Origin of the sequence: Niallia circulans NBRC 13626 (assembly GCF_001591585.1) — a bacterium.
GTDB lineage: Bacteria > Bacillota > Bacilli > Bacillales > Cytobacillaceae > Niallia > Niallia circulans.
In genome coordinates this window covers 47,901-67,888 of the sequence record NZ_BCVE01000017.1, presented here as the reverse complement: position 1 = coordinate 67,888, position 19,988 = coordinate 47,901, and the positions used below count along the sequence as shown (strand labels likewise).

27 protein-coding genes are annotated in these 19,988 nt (G+C 33.6%); 23 read left to right on the top strand and 4 right to left on the bottom strand.

Features of this window, described 5'->3' with window-relative positions; translation table 11 throughout:
• The first annotated feature begins 161 nt into the window (after positions 1 to 161).
• The 5 genes from BCI01S_RS18110 to BCI01S_RS18090 all read left to right on the top strand — a co-directional run bounded on the left by BCI01S_RS18110 (position 162) and on the right by BCI01S_RS18090 (position 4,488).
• On the top strand, positions 162 to 815 hold the full coding sequence (locus BCI01S_RS18110; protein WP_047940214.1) for a YcnI family copper-binding membrane protein: 654 nt from the start codon (positions 162 to 164) through the stop codon (positions 813 to 815).
• Positions 816 to 1,008: 193 nt separating this feature from the next.
• Positions 1,009 to 1,407: a hypothetical protein gene (locus BCI01S_RS18105; RefSeq protein WP_061800532.1), complete on the top strand. Its 399-nt coding sequence runs from the start codon at positions 1,009 to 1,011 to the stop codon at positions 1,405 to 1,407.
• A 16-nt stretch (positions 1,408 to 1,423) separates the two neighbouring features.
• Positions 1,424 to 2,083: a GerAB/ArcD/ProY family transporter gene (locus BCI01S_RS18100; protein WP_061800530.1), complete on the top strand. Its 660-nt coding sequence runs from the start codon at positions 1,424 to 1,426 to the stop codon at positions 2,081 to 2,083.
• Between the two features lie 5 nt (positions 2,084 to 2,088).
• Positions 2,089 to 3,501: a spore germination protein gene (locus tag BCI01S_RS18095; RefSeq protein WP_061800529.1), complete on the top strand. Its 1,413-nt coding sequence runs from the start codon at positions 2,089 to 2,091 to the stop codon at positions 3,499 to 3,501.
• The gene (locus BCI01S_RS18090; protein ID WP_061800527.1) at positions 3,502 to 4,488 is read left to right on the top strand and encodes a Ger(x)C family spore germination protein; all 987 of its coding nucleotides are present in this window, start codon (positions 3,502 to 3,504) and stop codon (positions 4,486 to 4,488) included. It begins immediately after the preceding gene.
• 245 nt (positions 4,489 to 4,733) lie between these two features.
• Here the strand turns inward: BCI01S_RS18090 and BCI01S_RS18085 are convergent, their stop codons facing one another.
• Positions 4,734 to 4,922 carry a hypothetical protein gene (locus BCI01S_RS18085; RefSeq protein WP_061800524.1) on the bottom strand — a complete coding sequence of 63 codons (189 nt, stop codon included), beginning with the start codon at positions 4,920 to 4,922 and terminating at the stop codon, positions 4,734 to 4,736.
• A gap of 328 nt (positions 4,923 to 5,250) precedes the next feature.
• Here BCI01S_RS18085 and pdxR point away from each other — a divergent pair, with 328 nt between their 5' ends.
• From pdxR to BCI01S_RS18015, 14 genes are all read left to right on the top strand, one after another.
• Entirely contained in the window at positions 5,251 to 6,687 is a 1,437-nt protein-coding gene (pdxR, locus tag BCI01S_RS18080; RefSeq protein ID WP_061800522.1) for a MocR-like pyridoxine biosynthesis transcription factor PdxR, read from the top strand.
• Between the two features lie 163 nt (positions 6,688 to 6,850).
• On the top strand, positions 6,851 to 7,282 hold the full coding sequence (locus BCI01S_RS18075) for a YfmQ family protein (RefSeq protein WP_061800520.1): 432 nt from the start codon (positions 6,851 to 6,853) through the stop codon (positions 7,280 to 7,282).
• A gap of 178 nt (positions 7,283 to 7,460) precedes the next feature.
• Positions 7,461 to 8,591, top strand: coding sequence for a DNA polymerase III subunit beta (gene dnaN, locus BCI01S_RS18070; RefSeq protein WP_061800518.1), 1,131 nt, complete (start codon positions 7,461 to 7,463; stop codon positions 8,589 to 8,591).
• A 92-nt stretch (positions 8,592 to 8,683) separates the two neighbouring features.
• A complete protein-coding gene (locus tag BCI01S_RS18065; RefSeq protein WP_061800516.1) occupies positions 8,684 to 9,631 on the top strand; it encodes a DUF2268 domain-containing putative Zn-dependent protease in 948 nt (315 codons plus the stop codon).
• 162 nt (positions 9,632 to 9,793) lie between these two features.
• The gene (locus tag BCI01S_RS26245) at positions 9,794 to 9,925 is read left to right on the top strand and encodes a hypothetical protein (RefSeq protein WP_268874867.1); all 132 of its coding nucleotides are present in this window, start codon (positions 9,794 to 9,796) and stop codon (positions 9,923 to 9,925) included.
• A gap of 307 nt (positions 9,926 to 10,232) precedes the next feature.
• On the top strand, positions 10,233 to 10,487 hold the full coding sequence (locus BCI01S_RS18060; RefSeq protein WP_061800514.1) for a DJ-1/PfpI family protein: 255 nt from the start codon (positions 10,233 to 10,235) through the stop codon (positions 10,485 to 10,487).
• A 24-nt stretch (positions 10,488 to 10,511) separates the two neighbouring features.
• Entirely contained in the window at positions 10,512 to 10,802 is a 291-nt protein-coding gene (locus tag BCI01S_RS18055) for a type 1 glutamine amidotransferase family protein (RefSeq protein WP_061800508.1), read from the top strand.
• A complete protein-coding gene (locus tag BCI01S_RS18050; protein WP_061800501.1) occupies positions 10,799 to 11,398 on the top strand; it encodes a DUF2441 domain-containing protein in 600 nt (199 codons plus the stop codon). Before BCI01S_RS18055 ends, BCI01S_RS18050 begins: the two co-directional genes overlap by 4 nt.
• Positions 11,399 to 11,565: 167 nt before the next feature.
• Positions 11,566 to 11,757, top strand: a complete 192-nt coding sequence (locus BCI01S_RS18045) for a DUF6366 family protein (RefSeq protein WP_061800495.1) — start codon at positions 11,566 to 11,568, stop codon at positions 11,755 to 11,757.
• A 120-nt stretch (positions 11,758 to 11,877) separates the two neighbouring features.
• Positions 11,878 to 12,333 (top strand): GNAT family N-acetyltransferase, encoded by a 456-nt coding sequence (locus BCI01S_RS18040; protein WP_061800489.1) that lies wholly within the window; start codon positions 11,878 to 11,880, stop codon positions 12,331 to 12,333.
• 636 nt (positions 12,334 to 12,969) lie between these two features.
• Positions 12,970 to 13,335 (top strand): hypothetical protein, encoded by a 366-nt coding sequence (locus BCI01S_RS18030; protein ID WP_061800482.1) that lies wholly within the window; start codon positions 12,970 to 12,972, stop codon positions 13,333 to 13,335.
• A gap of 217 nt (positions 13,336 to 13,552) precedes the next feature.
• Positions 13,553 to 13,726, top strand: a complete 174-nt coding sequence (locus BCI01S_RS18025; protein ID WP_061800481.1) for a hypothetical protein — start codon at positions 13,553 to 13,555, stop codon at positions 13,724 to 13,726.
• 86 nt (positions 13,727 to 13,812) lie between these two features.
• Complete coding sequence (locus tag BCI01S_RS18020; protein WP_061800479.1) at positions 13,813 to 14,283, top strand: GNAT family N-acetyltransferase; 471 nt, start codon at positions 13,813 to 13,815, stop codon at positions 14,281 to 14,283.
• A 103-nt stretch (positions 14,284 to 14,386) separates the two neighbouring features.
• Positions 14,387 to 15,154, top strand: coding sequence for a GNAT family N-acetyltransferase (locus tag BCI01S_RS18015; RefSeq protein ID WP_061800477.1), 768 nt, complete (start codon positions 14,387 to 14,389; stop codon positions 15,152 to 15,154).
• Between the two features lie 108 nt (positions 15,155 to 15,262).
• On the opposite strand, the gene BCI01S_RS18010 is transcribed toward BCI01S_RS18015, so the two are convergent.
• The 3 genes from BCI01S_RS18010 to BCI01S_RS25365 form a co-directional block, all read right to left on the bottom strand.
• A complete protein-coding gene (locus BCI01S_RS18010) occupies positions 15,263 to 16,039 on the bottom strand; it encodes a class I SAM-dependent methyltransferase (protein ID WP_061800474.1) in 777 nt (258 codons plus the stop codon).
• Between the two features lie 259 nt (positions 16,040 to 16,298).
• The gene (locus tag BCI01S_RS18005) at positions 16,299 to 17,078 is read right to left on the bottom strand and encodes a DUF7683 domain-containing protein (protein ID WP_053215553.1); all 780 of its coding nucleotides are present in this window, start codon (positions 17,076 to 17,078) and stop codon (positions 16,299 to 16,301) included.
• A 210-nt stretch (positions 17,079 to 17,288) separates the two neighbouring features.
• On the bottom strand, positions 17,289 to 17,438 hold the full coding sequence (locus BCI01S_RS25365; protein ID WP_156485457.1) for a hypothetical protein: 150 nt from the start codon (positions 17,436 to 17,438) through the stop codon (positions 17,289 to 17,291).
• A gap of 158 nt (positions 17,439 to 17,596) precedes the next feature.
• On the opposite strand from BCI01S_RS25365, the gene BCI01S_RS18000 reads away from it, so the two are divergent.
• From BCI01S_RS18000 to BCI01S_RS17985, 4 genes are all read left to right on the top strand, one after another.
• Positions 17,597 to 17,854 (top strand): hypothetical protein, encoded by a 258-nt coding sequence (locus tag BCI01S_RS18000; protein ID WP_047940228.1) that lies wholly within the window; start codon positions 17,597 to 17,599, stop codon positions 17,852 to 17,854.
• A gap of 288 nt (positions 17,855 to 18,142) precedes the next feature.
• The gene (locus BCI01S_RS17995; protein ID WP_047940229.1) at positions 18,143 to 18,514 is read left to right on the top strand and encodes a GntR family transcriptional regulator; all 372 of its coding nucleotides are present in this window, start codon (positions 18,143 to 18,145) and stop codon (positions 18,512 to 18,514) included.
• A 5-nt stretch (positions 18,515 to 18,519) separates the two neighbouring features.
• Complete coding sequence (locus BCI01S_RS17990; RefSeq protein ID WP_047940230.1) at positions 18,520 to 19,386, top strand: ABC transporter ATP-binding protein; 867 nt, start codon at positions 18,520 to 18,522, stop codon at positions 19,384 to 19,386.
• Complete coding sequence (locus tag BCI01S_RS17985; RefSeq protein ID WP_025908694.1) at positions 19,379 to 19,984, top strand: ABC-2 transporter permease; 606 nt, start codon at positions 19,379 to 19,381, stop codon at positions 19,982 to 19,984. The genes BCI01S_RS17990 and BCI01S_RS17985 overlap by 8 nt, the downstream gene beginning before the upstream one ends.
• The last annotated feature ends 4 nt before the right edge of the window (positions 19,985 to 19,988 follow it).

Sequence of the window (19,988 nt, the reverse complement as noted above, 5' to 3'; positions counted from 1 at the left end):
AGTACATTTGTCATAAAATGTTCACAGAATAGACATAATCCAAGCTGTTTTTTCTTTGAACGAAGTATCTCTATTTGATATGATGAAAGAGGTTAACACATTCAAAGTAGTGTTAACCTCTCTTTTTGCAAAACTGCAGAAATAAGGAAAGGAGATTTGAAATGATACATAAAAAGAAATTTTTATCTGGATTAGTAGCATTAGCGGCTGTCTTCTTTATAGCATTACCAGTCAGCGCCCATGTTACCGTGAATCCATCCCAGTCTACTACAGAGGCTTGGGAAACGTATACTGTAAGAATTCCAGTTGAAAAAGATGTGGATACAACAAAAGTGACGATTAAAATTCCAGATAATGTGGAGTTTAAAATGTATGAACCTGTCGATGGCTGGAAAACGACTACAACTACCGATGATAATGATAAAGTGGCAACTGTAACTTGGGAGGCAGAATCAGAAGAGACTGCGATTAAGGCTGGTCAATATCGCGACTTTACCTTTAGAGCACAAAATCCCAAAGAGCCTGGCGATATTGCATGGGATGCATTCCAGTACTATACAGATGGCAGCATTGTGGAATGGACTGGAGACAGTGATGCAGAACTGCCTCATTCTATCACTAGTATTGCTCAATCCAATGAAACGGTTGACAGTCATGGACATAGCACAAAAACGGATGATGCAGCAGATGATCAACAGGAAGACAAAGATGCCGAGCATGCAAATGAAGGTACTAATATAAATACGATATTATCAATTATCGCTATTGTTTTATCTCTAGCTGCGATTGTAATAACTTTTATAAGAAAAAAATAAGAGATAGCTAAAGAGTTCATTCCTAAGGAAGAGATTAACTTCAAGGAATGGACTTTTTCTTTTTTTTGGAGAATTTAAGGACATCGGCATGTGCTGAATGTACATATTGGTTCGATTAGTTTCATAGCGAAAAGTAATAAAAAATATTTTATTACACATAATAAGTTCATACTAAACAGAAAAAGGAATGATTATGCAAAATACATTACGATATATATCCATTGTATATCTAGTTCTTCTATCAGTTGGCCTATTTGCCCATGTGGAAATAATTCCAGGCATTTTAACAATAGTTAGAAGAGATGCGTGGATTAGTGTCTTATTAGCGCTGATTTTTGTGCCACTTTGGGTGTTCTTACTAAATAAAATTAATACCATTATACATACGGACTCTTTCATTAAAATAGTGAAACAGTATAGCAGCACCTTACAATACTATTATTTTTTAGTACCATTAGGTATATATATGTATATTAGTGCTTTTATTACGGCGAAAGATATTGTTTTCTGGTCGCAATTAACTTATATGAAAGACTATAGTATTTTTTTGCTTGGAGGCACTTTGCTTTTTTTTATGTTTGCTGTGCAGTAATTTAGGATTATTCTCTATGGGGATATTGAGCACTATTCTATGCCCAATTGTGATTTTCTTAGGCTTCTTTATTTCCTTTGCAAATACGGAGAATAAAAACTATGAATTATTATTACCGATATTAGAAAACGGATTTATCCCTGTTTCAAAAGGGCTTGTATATACGTTTTTACCAATAATAGAGCTTTTTGTTATTCTTTTTCTATCCTCAATCTTAAAAAAATCAATCAAAAAGAAGCAGCTCATTGTTTTAAGTGTTTTCATTATAGGTTTAATGATAGGTCCGACAATAGGGGCAATTGTTGAATTCGGACCAGAGCTTGCTTCCCAATATCGTTATCCAGCATATGAACAATGGCGTTTAATAGCTATTGGAAAGTATATTTCACACACCGATTTTTTTGCAATTTATCAATGGTTATCTGGTGGGGTCGTCCGAATCAGTTTATTTGTTTTACTTACAAGTCTTATTTTTACAAAGGATGAAAAGAACAGCAAGCTGTTAACTTTACTTTATGTTTTTTTATTTATCGCACTGCTTATTCCTGTGGATCAAAGTATATTTTCAGAAGTTGTTTTCCTTTATTTTAGACCAATATCCTTGGTGTTATTGATCATCCAGATAGTAACCTTAACTCTATTTATAGGGAAAAGAAAAAAAGCGACTAGGAGTTGAAGTTTGTGGATTATCCTCTTTTTACGTCAGAAGCGTTAAAACAATTATTTAATGAATCCTCTGATATTATAGTGAAAGAGGATAAGGGAGAATTACAGATTATCATGGTATATTGTGTACCACTGACGGATACAAGCATGATTAAAACTATACATCTTCCAGAGTTTGGGGCGGAAGAGTCGGATATCTATCAATATGTCCAGATGGAAAGCTTTAATAAAAAAGAATTTAATCGAGAAAAAATTCAAGAAGAAGTTTTCTCCGGAAAGCTACTAGTAATTCCCCCAGGAGAGAAACTTTATCTTTATGATATAAAGAAATTTCCCAGCAGACAGCCTGATGAATCTGTCGTGGAGGTATCAGCGGTCGGACCAAAAGATGGATTTGTAGAAGATATAAATACAAATATAGGCTTAATTCGTAAAAGACTACGTACCTCTTCTTTCGTTATAAAGGAATATACAATTGAAAAAAGAACAAATACAAAAGTGGGTCTTCTTTATATGAATGATATTGTGAATAATGAAATTCTTGCAGATATTAAGAAGCGCCTTTCTCAGGTAGATATCGATGTTTTAACTAGTTCCAATATTTTAACGGAATATCTAGAACCACGTAAGTTTTCCTTAATTCCGACTATCCACTATTCTGGAAGAGCAGATTTTATCGTTCAGGCCCTAAATCAAGGAAGATTTGCCATTGTGGTGGATGGTTCACCCACAGCATTAATTGCACCTGTTGATTTATCCCTTTTATTTAAATCGGCAGAGGATGAAAATTCAAGTTTTTATTATACTTCCTTGCAAAGAACTTTACGGATTATTGGAATTTTTACAACCATTTTGCTTCCAGGTTTTTATACAGCAATAATTACCCATCATGTAGGACAATTGCCATTACCAATCCTAGCAACAATCTCTGTATCTAGACTAGGATTGCCTTTTTCCCCTTTAATTGAATCGCTCCTAATGGTTGTAATGTTTGAATTGTTTTTTGAAGCGGGCTCTCGATTGCCCAAAGGGATCGGACAAACAGTTTCTGTCCTTGGTGGCTTAATCATCGGTGATGCTGCGATAAGAGGGGGAATCACTTCTCCATCGATGCTTGTAATAATAGGAATAACCGCGCTAACAAGCTTTACATTAGTAAATCGCTCTTTGGCAGGAAATTTATTTTATTTTCGTGTTTTTGTCTTATTAATAAGTTATTTTTTGGGCATTTACGGTTTTTTCTTAAGCTTTATTTTCATCATCCTGTATATAGCAAGGCTAGATTCCTTCGGTATTCCGATGTTTTCGAATATAACGACCCCATATGGGAAAGATATATTGTTTACGTTTCTACGTATACCTAATAATCTTCTAAAGAAAAGAAATGCTGGTTTATCCATTAAAGATGGAAAAAGAAAAGGTGACTAAATGAAAAAAATAGTTATTGCTTTCGTTTCTCTTTTCTTCCTTGCAGGATGTACAAATATAAAAGAAATTCAATATCAAGCATATGCAGTGGGTTTAGGGATTGACTTTAAAGATAACCAATATATTGTAACTGTTCAGTTCTTGGATTTTTTAAATGTTGCCAAATCAGAACAGGGCAAGGGGGATCAACCTAGTAAGGTGTGGTTAGGAAATGGGACTGCTAAGTCGATTGAAGATGCTATCGACCAAATAAATAAAGGAATTCAATTACCTTTGAATTTTGACCAAGTGAAAGTTATTGTATTCGGAAAATCACTGTTGAAAAGCAAATTAAAACCAACATTAAATGCTCTTGATTCTAGCTATAATATTAGATTGACAGGGAAGGTTTATGGAACAAATCAGGCTATTGAGGATATATTCACAGCTAAGATTCCTTTTTATTATCCATTTAATGAGTCGCAAATAAGTTATCCAGATGCCATGCAGCATCAAAGCTCTACGGTTCCTCCTTTAACTTTACAAAAATTCATGTATCAATTTAACGAAAAAATCAATACCATTCTTTTGCCATCTCTAGTGGTGAATAAGGAAATAATTAAAGAAGATGAGCAAGATTATGTTGTCCCAACTATTAACGGAGCCCATCTCATTAAAGAGAAAGATTGGAAGGGCTTTTTAAACACCGATGACTTATCTGGATATATCCGGGTAAACAATGAAACTGTCCGTACTAAGCTAAATCTCGATATTGATAATAATGAAATGGAGATCGAATTGATTAAACCGAAATTAAGACAGGTAGTAAATAAAGATAAAAAGAAATATTCTTTTGGGCTGAAAATAAATATAGATGCAACTGTTCTAACTTCGAATAAAAGAACAAATGCTAATAAAATGAAAAAGCAGCTAAAGAAACAACTTGTAGAAGAAATATACACTTCTTATGAAAAAAGCAGGGAAATTGACGCAGATATATCAATTTGAGAATTACCTTTACCGATATCATCGGGATATTTGGAAATCATCTAAAGAAGAGGCGTTTCCGACGCTGGATACTGATGATATTGAAATCAACGTGAAAAACTTTAAGAGTGTTCCTAAACTCCAATCAAAATATCAATCTTAAGAAACAAGCTGCTGAGAAGTAGCTTGTTTTTTTGAATCATAATATCGTTTGACATAGGAATGAACTATGATTTTGATAATCAAGTTTAAGTAAATGAATTATCCTAAATGTTGGGATTGTCCACATATAAGGCTACAATGTAACCGCAGTGAGCACAATATTCTGCTGATATGGGAGAGGGTTTCTTCCTAAGGTTTTTTTCGGAATACATATGAACTTGTCCAACAGTTGCTGCCATTAGCCCTTTTTTTATTTCTTCGCTATTGCATTTTGGGCATACTTTATTTTTCATCCGAAAGTCCTCCTTGTATATTTTGTCTATATACTTTTATTGTAACATAGCAAAATCCCTTCCTGAAAAAACAAATTTACGAAAAGGTTGCTGTCAGAGGTTTAGCGGAACTAGATTAAAATTATCTGATGCTATCCAGAGCATATGAAAAAATCTCAAATGTATAAGTAAATAAAGTCGGAGTAATGAACGTTAAGATAAAAAAGGTATGTTGTATCGAAAGAGTTCAATGTTGTTTAAAGATGAGAAATTAAGCTATAATGAAACAACATAAAAATGAGACAGCTGTCTTTATGGAGACAAAATATAGTAAAGAAGTGTGGAAACAATGGAGTGGAAACCTAATCGACAAGTAAAAAAAGCAATATATAAGCAGCTGGCGGAGTATATAGAAAATGGTATCGCAGATGGATCCTTTCCCTTAGATAAACCGCTGCCATCGGAAAGAAAGCTAGCAAAACTGCTAGAATTAAATAGAAGTACAGTAGTTGCAGCATATGATGAGTTAGAGTCAAATGGATTAATTGAAAGAAAACGCGGCAGCGGAACAATGATAAGTAAAGATATATGGGGAATAACCAAAAAACGTGTACCTAGCTGGAATCGTTATATAGAAGCGGGATCTTTTCTTCCTAATCTACCCGTCATGCAGCGGATACGAAAAGAAATGACGGAACATGACCTGATTAATTTAGCAAGCGGGGAACTTTCCGAAGATCTTTTCCCCTTAAGTTCATTGCGGAAAATTACTTCTGACCGAGCTTACATAGGATCATTGGGATACGATCATCCACAAGGAAGTGAAGTGCTAAGAAAGACCATTGCAAATCATATGGAGAAATATCGTGGTTTACAAACAACGCCTTCTTCTATATTGATTACATCTGGAGCCCAACAGGCTTTACATTTGGTTATTCAATGCTTGCTGAAACCTGGCGATGCGGTAGCAATGGAAGATCCATCTTATCATTATAGTCTTCCGCTATTTGAATCAGCCGGAGTTAAACCTCATTATTTGACTGCAGATGAAAATGGCATAAAACCTGACGATTTAATCTTATTATACAGAAAACACCGAATTAAGATGATATTTCTAAACCCAGCTTTCCAAAATCCATCTGGAGTATCTCTCGGTCAAAAAAGAAGAAGAGAGATTTTAGAAATTTCTTCTCAATATGGTATTCCCGTTGTAGAGGATGATCCATATAGCTTAACTTCTTTTAGCGGAAAGCCATTGCTTCCGCTAAAATCGATGGATCAAAATGGCAATGTATTATATATAAGCTCTCTCTCCAAAATTGTCGCCTCTGGTCTGCGAATTGGCTGGATTATAGGACCTAAGCCAGTGATAGAAAGGTTATCCGACGCTAAGCAGCAGATTGATTTTGGCCATTCTAGTTATTCTCAATGGGTAGCAAACGACTTCTTAGAATCACCCTCCTTTGCAGTCCATTTAGATAATTTAGTTAAACAACTTGAAAGCAGAAGAAATCAAATCATCGAAAGCTTGAATACCTACTTAAAAGGAGAAATGGAATTTCTAACACCAAATGGTGGGATTCATCTGTGGTGTAAAATAAAAAACGCAGTCAATGAAAATCGCTTATTAGAAGAGTCGTTAAAAAATGGTGTTATTTATGCGCCTGGATCTACAATGGGTTCAAACGCTAACTATGTTCGTTTTACGTATGCGAAAGAAATAGAAAAAAATATTGATGAGGGGATAAGGAGATTTGCTTCAGCGCTTAAATCCAGTAGAGAATAATGAGGGAAGGATGCAAGGATAAAACTTGCATCTTATTTTTATAGCGTGAGCTAAAAAGTGGATGGTCAACTTATATGAGAATTGGATGGTCTATTTAGAAAGGAAATTTAGTACTATTAATAATGTAGAAATATTAATTGAATAAGCAATGGAGTGAATGGAATTGACTTGGATTACTATTATAGCATTAGTGTTCTTTTGTATAATAAAAATTTTAATGACGTGCTTGCCAACAGGAGTAGTGGATTGGCTGCTGGATAAATATAAATTGCATTTAAAACTTAATAACATTGAAACAGAAATAATCTACAATGAAATGAAAATAGATGGAGAGAATAAAGAAGCAATTATTAAGATATTCAACGAAGCGATTGTTAGAGAAAAGTATAGTTTATATCCAGGAAGTGAAGAAGCATATCTTAATGCTAAAAATGCGGAGTATTCTCTTGTTATTCATACCAAAAAAGGGAATAAGAACATAAACTTATTTTTGAATAGTTATCAAGACCATGTAGATATTGTGAAAAAGTACAAAAATAAAATGGTTGCATATAGCACCTATCCACTTCAACTAGATGTTTTAACTAAAAAATAAAATATATTTTTACAAATTTATAAAAAGCTATTAAAGGGCTAAGCCATTTGCTGCTGCCACTTTAGTAGTTTTTTTATGCATTTTTTTAAAAATTAATTTATTAAGCAATAATGACAAGGGAATTGGCAAAAAATGTCGAATTTAATACGTATAATTTTATTTTGGAGTGTTGCATATAATGGAATTTCTTGTTGAAAGTGAGTACTTTAATAGAGCGATAACAGATGTGAGCAAAGCAGTATCTCAGAAAACGCCATTTCCTATTCTTTCAGGTATCAAAATAATGGCTACTAAAGAATCATTAATTGTTATAGGAAGTAATGCTGATATCATTATTGAACAAGTAATTCCGATGGAAATAGATGGAGTACAAGTGCTAGAAGTAAAGGAGGTAGGCAGTGTTGTACTATCAGCAAAATATTTAAGTGAACTTGTGAGAAAATTGCCAGGGAAAATTCATCTAACAGTAAACGAAAAGCAAATAGCTACGCTTAAAGCGGATGAAATCGTGACAACACTTAATGGTTTTCATGCAGAAGAATATCCCACGCTTCCAAGTATGGAAGAAACAACACATATTAGAATGCAAAGCACCGATTTAATCGAGATGATCAACCAGACAGCTTTTGCTGTATCAAAAAGTGAAGCGAGAGCCGTTTTGACTGGCGTTAATATGTTATTCGAAGAAACAAAACTTACATGTGTAGCTACTAATTCTCATCGACTAGCATGGAGAGAGCTTCCGATTGAATCTGGTGTAAGTGGTGCATTCATCGTGCCAAGTACAAGCCTCCATGAGCTTACTAAGTTAATGCAGAAAACAACGGGAATGATTAAAATATTTGCTACAGATCGCTATATTGTATTTAAAACGAATTCAACTACTCTTTATTCTCGATTAATCGAAGGGAATTATCCAAATGTTGCTGGATTATTCTCCAAAAATGCAAGGACAATGATTACTGTTAATACAAAACAGCTGTTAAAAGGAGTAGATCGAGCTTGTCTTTTTGCAAGTGAGTGGAAGAATAACAATGTCCATATGGAAATAAAAGATGGTTTGAAATTAAAAATCACCTCTAATTCTTCAGAAATAGGAAAAATAGAAGAAACGCAACCGATCAATAAGCTTTCTGGAGAAACAGATTTAAGCATTTCTCTAGATGGAAGCTTCCTTATGGATGCATTAAAGGCAATTAAGGAAGAAGAAATAAAAATCAGTTTCGGAGGTACAATGAGACCAATATTGATGGAACCAGTTGGAAACAATTCATATATGCATTTGATTTCTCCTGTACGCTCCTATTAGAGATTATGGATTGCTGATATGTATTGGATTTTAAATTTTCTGAAACCTTTGTGATGTTACATTCGTAATTAATCAAAAGGGGAGGGGAATATATGCAAAAACTTGGAGCTGTTGTTATTCTGTTTTCTTTCCTTCTATTAATCTCTTGTGAACTGAAAGAGACGATAAAAAAAGAGAGTGAATCAGATAATATTTATTTTACTTTTAAACACCCTGAAACCGACCAAGAATATGAGATTGTGCATGCTTATAAACTTTATAAAAAATATGAGAAGAGAATGAAAGAAGATTCAGCTACGCCGAACTTTTTGCTGTTTGATGAGGAGGTGATAGAACCAATTGTAGATGCATGTTATAAAAATGCAGAATTTTTTGTAGGTAATTTTGATCTTACTGTAAAAGCACCAGAAAATATGGAGGAAGTTAATAATATTATTAAAACAATGGATGAGAAGCAGCTTAATAAGGCAATTCAAGAGGCACTCCTTAAATCATCAGATTACATCCCATCAGAAAAGAAGACGAATATATGTATTTTCCCTATAGAAGAAGATCACATTACCCAAAGTATGGATACTTGGGGCGCTGGAAAGATAAGTTTTTACTATAATAATAAGTTTTATACCGAAGAGTTTATCAAGACAACGATTGCTCATGAATATAATCACAGTGTATGGTTTGAGAAATATTATAAAAAAGAAGAGGAAGAAACAGTTTTAGATCGATTAATTTTGGAAGGAAAAGCAGTTATGTTTCAGAAATTAGTCTACCCAGATATTGACGTAGATAATTTATATTACAACTTTAAACTAGATTTTTGGAATAAAATTGAACCAGATTTGCAAACGTACGATTTAAAGAGAGCGCAGGAAATATTGATTGGTGGAAACGGATTACCATACAACTATGGTTATAGTGAGGGCTATAATATGGTAAGAACATATTTAAATAAGCATCCTGACATAACACCAGAAGAATGGACTGGACTTACTAGTAAAGAAATATATGAAGAGGGAAATTACATAGAGAACTACCAGTAAGTAATTTGTATGGAGATAAACGTTTCTTCATTGAAAGAAATAAAGAATTGGAAGCGTATTAAGAAGAGACGTTATGTCATCAGTTTAGATAACTTTTTTTAGAATCTTGATGTTAAGTAAAAATATCCATTTAGATAATAAAAAGAGAGTAGTGGTGTATTTATGGAGTTTATTATAGCGATGGGGCTGATAATATTAGCCATTACGTGTTTATCTATAGAAGTAAAGCTAAGAAAATTAACGGAACAAAACAAGGAAATTTTAGAATTGTTGAAAAGGAAAAAGGAAAAATAATCTGTTTAGTAGAAGCGTTTTTGTAGCTATTGTACTTTTGTTTTAGCGACGTATTTTTGTGATAAAAAGACCACTTCTAAATAGAGGGATTTTTTCAAAAAGAAATCAGGAGGAGAACTGTTCTTAATTATATGCCCTAACATGATATTTTTTAATTTAAGGAGATAGTAAAATGTGTAAACGCAAGATTGGAATTTGATTATATGACTATGTTGATCTTTAGATTTTGCCGGTCCTGCGGAGGTTTTCTCGTTAACAACTGAAAGTAAAGCAGAAAAAGGGTTAACTCTTTATAAAAAGAAAGCTAATGCCAACGAGACCTTTTGAAGTATATATGATTTCGGAATCAGGGAAGACAATAAAAACACATATTGGGACAAAAGTGACACCGGATTATAGTATAAATGATAGTCCAACATTTGATATATTGCTTGTTCCTGGTGGCCCATTAAGAGCAATACAATCAATTAGCAAGAATAAAAAGATTATTGAATGGATTAAGAGTCAGAAAAGTATAGAGTATATATGTTCTGTTAGTACCGGTGCCTATTTATTAGGATAAGCTGGCTTATTAGCTGGAAAGAAGGTGACAACTCATCACCTAGCATTAAAATTGCTCCAGGATAAGTATCCAGATACACATGGGATATCTCAGGAAAAAGTTGTCCATGATGTCAACATTATTTCATGTGGTGGAGTGTCTTCTGGAATCAATATGGGATTATATCTTGTCGAGCAATTATTAGGAGACTCGTTGCAAAAAGAATTGCTAGAACGATTGAATTTACAAGATGAACATTTCAATAAATATATAGATTTCAATTCAATATTTATAGTAAATCGTTCCATTTTATATATACAGGAGAGGAAAGAATGAAAGAGTTTACTGCTTATCATCTAGTTACTAATCAAAGAATGTCTCGTGGACAGGTTATTCACTTTGAAGAAAAAAAGATGAACACATTATATCGCTTTTTTTTGGAAAAGGAACACCTTAATGCACAGGGCGAAGATTATATGGGGATTTTAGATAATCATTATACAGATGAAGGTTTGCACTTAAATAAAGAGAACGCCGATGTGGTTGTTCAGTATGCAGGGCACACCATGAGAGCAATTAGAGAAGTAATAGCAGAAATGGTGAGACTCCAGGATTTCCCCAATCATCCGTCTAGATTATCCTGTCTGTATGCTGCGAAAAGCTATGAGGATGTCTTAAAATGGAAAGCACTTTTTGATTCCTATAAGCGCAAAGTATTACAAATTGTGAAACTTCATGTGTCTGGAAATTATTTTGAAGGAGACGGAGAGCTTCTGCCTAATTTAGAGGCTGTTCCTTTCCATAAAAAAATGGAACAAGCGCGGGAGTATTGGAAGGGGAATGTAAAAAATGAACTTCCAGAGCTTTTGATAAATGGAAGAATAGAAGTAATGGAGATTATTCATGAATATTTAGATGAAAGTAAGTCGTAAAAATTTGATAGAAGAATGTTTTAGTAACCTTCGTGGACGGCAAACGTATTAAGGAAAAAATAAAGAGGGTTTCATAAAGGGAAAATGTATTGTTTGCAAAAAATACATTACATCTATTAATGGCATATTCTTATTATTTATTTGTTAATTTTATAGGAGGGCTTGAAATGAAAAAAGAAAAAGATGCTCCTGAAATAAGAAGGGAAAAAATGCGACAAGAAGAATTGAAACATCCATCTAGCAGTGTGCACGGCAGCAATCTTGCTGATTTAGTGGGCGGGTTAGGGTGGAAAGGTACTGGAATACTCATCCTTATCATAATTGTGGGGGTAATCATTTATGCTGCCTTCTTTCAATAAGGCTCTCCCACACATATAATGGGAGACCGCACTTTTCTATATTAGTTAAGAAAAAATAATAATGAAAGCTGGAATCAGTCGTAAGAAAAGAAACTTGTGCGAAAAGGGGGAGTATTAACAGTGATTAATTTAACTTTAATGAATGCAGATGAATATCAAAGATATCTGTCTAGTGCGATAAAAACGTATGCGGAAGAAAAGGTTATCGCAGGAAATTGGAAAGAAGAAGAGGCGCTTAAGAAAGCAGAGGAGGAATATACAAGACTTTTGCCACAAGGGGAGAAGACAGAGCAGAATTTCTTATATACCATTCAAAAGGGTGACGAGGCAGTTGGTGTAATATGGCTTGCGCAAAAGTCTGAAGAACTAGGGTTTATTTATGACATTTATATACTAGAAAAATACCAAGGAAATGGATATGCTAAGGAAGCTTTAAAGAGTATAGAGAATGTTGGTCAGAAACTAGGATTGAAGAAAATAGGTCTCCATGTTTTTGGCCATAATAAAGTAGCTAGAGGATTATATGAAAAATTAGGATATGAGACTACAAATGTATTGATGGAAAAAGACATTTAATATAAATCCATGCATGGTAGGAGTTAATGGATTCATGTCCTGAACAGGCTGTGAATAATAAGGGTTTTGAAAGAAGTAAGATGCTTGGTAAGCTATTTACAAATAATTTGAAATAGCTTACTATTATACATAGTTTTACTATATACATAGATTATCTTTGTACTATTGTAAAGTTTAATTGATTTAATAAATAGAATTCAGAGGAAGGAGAGAAAGGAAAGAATTGAAGTATTCTGTCATAGGATTAATTTTTCAATTAATATTTGTTTTCACAATAACTATCTTTAATCCAATTCGAGTTTATGTAATGAATCAATACTCCGTTTATCCTGTAGCATTATTTGAGTTGCTTTTAGGAGTTATAAGTCTAATTTGTGCATTAGTGGGGCTAATAAAGAAAGAGGTTAATGGTCTTTCACTCTTTGTTTTCCTTTTCAGTTTACTAATCTGTTTTTATTTTGTATTTGTATATCTATTAGGAGAAGCAGGGAATCCACCTGAGATTCCCTGGTTGTATAAAAAGTAAAAAAATGTATAAGTTAGTTTTCTTAAAAAATATTTTTTGCAGGACCAAAATTGTTTCTTAAAAAGTTAATGAGTGTAATAAGAGGAAATTAAAGAGGAGAGATGTTTTTTATGAAATTTTTACGAGATGATAATTGGGATAATGACGGCTATTGTGAATATTTAAAATCTATCCAGCATGTCTTTGATCCATATACGGGCGAATTCCTTGTGACAAATTCATTCCATGATGGAAGGTTTAAAAAAATGGAGTTAATCAATCATTATGAAGGAGATATAGATGAAACAATGGATGATCCAACATCAATTAGAGTGGTCATAGAGCACTGGAATGGTTCTATATATGAATTGGTTTGGGATAAAGTGAGAAGATTTTACTTTGATTATGATATTACACGAAATATTGTCGTTAATACAAAGGAAATAGTGGACAATGGAAGAAGTGGGATTAATGATTGGGGTATGACGAAATTTTAATAACAGAAGATAAGATGTTTTCACATGAAATAGAGCTGCTTTCAAAAACACGGATGTTTATCAACTGTAGACAGTTTCAAATCAAGTCATATTCGGCATAATTAGTTCAAAGTGCTAGACAAAGTTATAAAATTGATACATAGAAAAAACTTTAATTAAAAGAAGTCAGGAACTTTAAGCTATAGTTATTAAATATGTAGTTTTGTAGGGGGGGACTATGTTTAAAGTAAAACCCCAATGTTCTAATTGTGGTAAACTTATTGAAAAAAATAAAGTGGTTATTGTCAAAATGCGCTATCCAGAGCGAAAAGGGATGACGGAAATAAAGGCTTTTATCCAAAATGAAGGAATAATAATTTGTGAAGATTGCTTTCATACTAAGCAAGCTTAACGAAAGACAAATGTAATGGGATTGGGTGTTTTTCGTCATTACCGTTATAGAATCATTAATTTTTTAATAATTAGGAGACTTAAATAATGTATGAAACTAGATGGGCAACTTATAACGAACTGAGTATTGTGGCAGAATGCTGGTATCAAATGGCTTGTGAAATGGGAGAAATAGACAGTATTCCAAAACCAAGTCTTCAGCGGCTGGAAGAAGTGAAAAATCTATTTCGGAAAGAATTTAAATTAGGAAATTTAATGTTTCAAGTTGCTTTAGACAGTGATGAAAAGATTGTTGCTTGTGCTGGAGGGTTAATTAGAACAGAGTATCCTTTTCCACTAGCGGAAGAACAAAGTCTCTTTGGGTGGATCATAGCTGTATATACAGTGAAAAACCACCGTAAGAATGGGTTAGCTTCTCAATTAGTTGAGGAAATATGTTTATGGCTAAAACAAAAAGGGGCTAAACGAGCAAGATTATGGTCCAGTTCATCTGGCCGATCTGTTTATGAACAGCTAGGGTTTCATAATATGATGGATTTAGCAAAACCTCTGTCTTAAATGAAAGAAATGATAGGAAGGAAGATATAGATTTCACATATTGATTAAAGAATTCATCATTATGATGACATAGAGATAATTATTTTGCAAAAGGTGTTGTAATATGATTAAGGTACCAATAGATCAGTATTCTATAATAAAAAAAGAGATTAGGGAAGCTCCAACATTTGCCCATAGTATATTAGATTTCATGATAGAGGGTACTGTATATAGTGACTGTACGAATTATCATTCATTGCTTTTTCAAACAGCTTCAGGCTTGTTTTTTGTGACAGGTTGTCCTTCGAACGAGCTATTTATGGAGCATTTAATTGATCTTTTTGAGAAAACAGTTTTAAAGGGTAATAGATTTACGTTATTTTCCAATGGAATCGTATGGGAGCAGGCAATAGAGAAGTTTCTAAATAAGCGAGTAAGAAGAATCGACCGTATTGCTTATTCCTTTGATTTAAAAACGTATAGTAATAGGACAACAATAGCTAGTCCGTATGATGTTTATCGAATTAATTCTTGCTTAATTGAAAATAGTTTAGAATTCAATGAAAAATATTATGAGGAGTATTGGGATTCTAAAGAGAATTTTCTTCAAAACGGAATTGGTTTTTGTGTGAAAGATAAAAATCGGATAATTGGGGAAGCAGTTTCTATTTTTAAATCTAATAACTATGCAGAAATAGATATAATAACAGACCCAGCGTACAGAGGAAAAGGGGTTGCAAGTCTTGTTTCGCAACGATTTATCGATTATTGTCTTTCTATCAATATTCAGCCGCGATGGGATTGTGATGTTGATAATCGTGCGTCCGTAAATTTAGCTAATAAATTTGGGTTTAACAATCCTAAAAAATACGCTATTTATATAAAAGCATAGTTGTGAAAATAATATCTCTACACCTATTAGAGAGAAAATTAGAAGGACTTTGGCAGCCAGCTATTCAAAGAGAGCGAGGAAAACCTTCTCTCTCCTCGCTAGACTTTATTATTCTTTTACGCCAATTACTCGAATCCTTTTATAGTCAGCCATCCATTTTCCATCAATATATAAAGTATCCTTTACATTTTTTTCAGCCTTCGCAATAATTTCGTTCATAGCTTCTGATGGAATATCATGAAACAGTTGGCTTCCAAACATGTCAATCCAATTTCTTAAGCCATTTTCCCCAACTAATGGAGTTGGTCGATCAAAGTGTTGTGCAAAGGTAACCCGGAATCCGACTTTTTCCATTAAATTTGAATACTCCCCGACACTTGGGTAAAACCAAGGGAAATGCTCTGCGCCGAACGGGAATCCTGCTTGCTTTATTTGCTTTATCACTTCATTTGTTATTGTTTCTACATTGCCTTTTCCGCCAAATTCAGCTACAAATCTTCCACCTTGTTTTAAACATTGGTAGATACCTTTTAATGCTTGGATAGGAGGGTGTACCCAATGGAGAGTGGCATTAGAGAATACAGCATCAAATTCATTTAGATAATCCAAGCTTGTAGCATCACGAACCATAAAAGTTAGACTAGGGTATTTATTAAGGGCTTGGTTTATCATATTTTCCGATTTGTCGATACCTAATATTTCTACCCCATATTTGTGGATGGTATTCGTTAAATCACCTGTCCCACAGCCAAGGTCAAGAATTTTTTCGCCTTGCTTTGGAGCTAATAGCTCGACTAAATTATTACCGAATTTTGAAACAAAAGAATGTTTATTATCATATAAATCCGCATTCCAATTATCGGATTCACTTTGATAGCTTCCCATTTTCCCCACTCTCCTTTGTATATATTTGTAAGTAGAATTATAATGGAAAAAAAGGATAAAGGGAATTATAAAAAAAGTATTTAACAACGAAAGTTATGAATAGAGAAGCTAATATGGATGTGCTTTTGATGATGTTTTTCCAAGTTAAAAGTGACGCTGGATTTATTATAGAATAACGGTGCCTGAAAAGGAGAAGAAATTATAAGAAAAGAAGCAGCCATTAAAAAGAGGAAAACAATAAATTCCTCTTTCTAATGGCTTAATAGCCAGCCCAAAGGCTATAGGCATATTTGTTTATGTCCATGTTGTGTTGCAAATGTTTTTGGAAAAAATCCAATTGGCCTTCGTTAATAGCAAAAGTTCCAATAACGGGATGTTCGCTTGATAAATTAAAAAGGCTTCGATACTCATCAAGTGGGATAGCTGGAAGTTGTTCTTCTCCTGCAATTATCATGGAGGGATCGTCGATTTCATACCATTGTACTTGCCTGATCGTTTCTTCCTCGGAAAAATAGTAAGGGGATTGAAATGTCTCAACAAAAAGTCCGTTACTTGTCGCATAATCGATAGCAGATGGGCAATTAACGTAAGAACCTATGTACATATAGTAATCCCATCCAAAATGCACAAAGAATTTATCTTTAGCATATAACTGACATCCAAGGAAATTTCGCAAAACCATTTTGCAAATAAGGCGAATTTCCTTCCTCTCTACACGCATGTCTTCTTGCAGTACTAACTGATCAAATGCATCTTCATATAAGGAAGCGGTCAAGTCCTCTTCTGAGATTCCCTGTTTTGTTGCGTTTAAAATTCTTAATGAATGAACCCCGCTTTCTTCCAAGAATTTCATAACAGCCTCAACATAAGCATTCTCGACTTGAAGATATTCATCTAAAGTGAATTTTTTACCGTTAATGATCTCTCCAATCTGGGTAGGGGAAGTCCATTCCTCCGTTAAAGTAAAATAGCCATTTTCATCCCGAAACGCTGGATTGTATTTTGTCACACGCCACTGAAATTTTATGTGATTAGTCATACTGCACCTCCTCAACTAATTCTTATAATAACAGTAAAGCCAATAAAAGTTATTTATTAGTTACTAATATATAGCCTTTTCTAAAAAGGAATAAACAGTAGGAAAGGAAATAACTCTTCCTTTAACAGCAAAAAGACAGACCATACTTTGTTAGTTGGTCTGTCATTTAGATATAATTTATTTTTCTGTAAAAAAAGAAACTTCCCTATCCTATTTCTGTTCCTTGCTGGTTTTAGCTGCTTCTCTATTTGGAACAGACTGAGGCGAATGATGTTTTTCACTTCCACCATTTGGCGGCCCATATGTATGAGCATCATCCGTAATTTTGGCACCTTCTAGAAAATTATCCTTAGTTTTCATGTATTTCACCTCCGTTTATAGTATGTGTCTTGTCTAAAATATTATTTATATGTGAGGAATCCACTTAGTACTAACAGGGGTTTATTCTCTTTTTGAGTGAAACTAATTCCATTCTGCATCGTACTAAAAGATAACAAGTGGAAGACAGGAGCGTGATTATGGTGGAGCAAATTTTATCAGTTGTATTTGTAATTATTCTTGTTTTTTCTATAATTAGTGTGATTAAACAAAGAAAAAAAGCAGGTGTAACTGGATTTAAAAGTGTGTTAACACCAATTTGCTTTTTTCTTATAAGTATAAACTGCTTATTAGCTATTTGGTTTAAGTATGGGGGACTGGCTGTTTGGCTCATTAATGGTGTTTTGTTATTACTGGCAGCTTATTTCACAAAATATTTGCCGAAAACTAAAAATTGAACGGGAAGGTTCGGTAATCAAAAGCAAACAATTTCTTACAAAGAGCTTATGTTGATAATCTAATGATCGCATAAGCTCTTTTTTTCCTTTATTCACTTAGATAACAAGAAAATTCATTTTTGGATTAGCCTAAATGTAGGTGTTTAAAAATTCGTTAATTCTTAGTAAGTGGCCATATAACATAAATAATGTAAATGGCGGTTGCACTATAAGGTGATTTTGTATATAATGTATATATAGTATATATACATTATATTAAGTATGAAAGATAAAAAAAGAGGGATAAGCATGCAAATAATTATTTCGAACAGTTCAAAGGAGCCGATTTATGAACAAATTACCAATCAAATTAAATCGTCTATCTTAGCAGGGGAACTAAAGGAAGGAACAGCGCTGCCTTCCATACGCAACTTAGCTAAAGACTTGCAAATAAGTGTGATTACAACAAAACGAGCATATGAAGAATTAGAGAAAGCTGGTTTTATTTACTCGATTGTTGGTAAAGGATCGTTTGTAGCCGAGCAGAATTTAGATGTAATCAGAGAGAAGAAATTAAAGGTTATTGAAGAACAGCTAAGTGCTGTTATCGCCAATAGTAAAGAAATCGGCTTGCCATATGAGGATTTACTGCAGTTATTCAATATTTTGTATGAGGAGTGAGAAGGATGGAAAATGTGGTGGAGTTAAGGAATGCCACGAAGAAATTCAAGGGTTTTTCTGTTAATAATATAAATTTAGAAGTGAAAAAAGGCTTTATAACGGGTTTTATTGGCGAAAATGGAGCTGGGAAATCAACTACAATTAAGATGATGATGAATTTATTAAAACCAGATGCTGGCCAAGTGAAACTCTTTGGGTTGGATTATCAAACACATGAAAAGGCAATAAAGGAACGGATTGGCTTTGTATATGATGGTAATGTATTTTTTGAAGGGCTGAACTTAATCGATATAAAACGCATTGTGGGACCTGCATACAAACAATGGGATGATAAATTATTTTATCATTATGTAGAAAAATTTGAGTTACCACAAAAAAAGGCTATTAAGACTTTTTCAAAAGGAATGCAGATGAAAGCATCTTTAGCAATAGCTTTATCCCATCATGCCGAATTAATCATTATGGACGAACCTACAGCAGGCTTGGATCCTATCTTTAGGAGAGAACTGTTGAATCTGTTACAAGAGTTAATGGTCGATGGTAATCGAACTTTGTTTTTCTCCACTCATATTACAACTGATTTAGATCGTATTGCCGATTATATTGCCTTCATACAAAGAGGAGAATTGATTTTTAATCAATCAATACTAGATATCGCAGAGAACTATGCAGTTGTTAAGGGAGGACTAGATTTACTGGATAGAGACACAGAAAAAAGCTTTGTTCATCTAAATCGTGGTCCGACGGGGTTTGTGGCATTAACAGATAATCGAAAAGAAGTGGATCAGGTATTTGGTGATAGTGTTGTGATCGAACATGCGACATTAGAAGATATTATGTACTACACAAAAGGAGGAATGCAATATGTTTAATTTAATAAGACGTGATGCAATCCTTCAGAAAAGGCAACTCTTAGTATTTATCCCTTTTATCGTATTTTTTATTGTGATGAATATAGACTCTGTTTTCATTTTTCTCGTCGCTAGTATTTTTATCCCGTTTAATGCATATGCATATGATGAAAAAGCAGAGACAAATATATTATTAAATTCCTTACCTTATACACGAAAGGAAATCATTGCATCACGCTATATTGGAGCAGTTGTGTATATGTTAGCGTCTATTCTACTGACAAGTGCAGCCTTGTTTCTTTTTAATAAACCATTTACACTTACAGATATTGCCGTTGGGAGTGGTTTTTTCTTGCTGTTTGCTGCTTTCACCTTTCCATTGTTCTATATGCTTAAGCCTGGCTATATTACAACAGTTGTTATTATCAGTTTTCTTGTTTTATCAGCCATAGGGCCTAGAGTCGTTACCTTTCTAGCGGAACATTTAACCAGTATAACAGATTTTATTATCAATTTATCCCTTCCAACTTTATATACAGGAGCGACCATTTTTATTCTTGTTGTCTATTTAGCCTCATGGGGAGTTGCGACAGTGATTTACCAGCGAAAAGTATTTTAATATA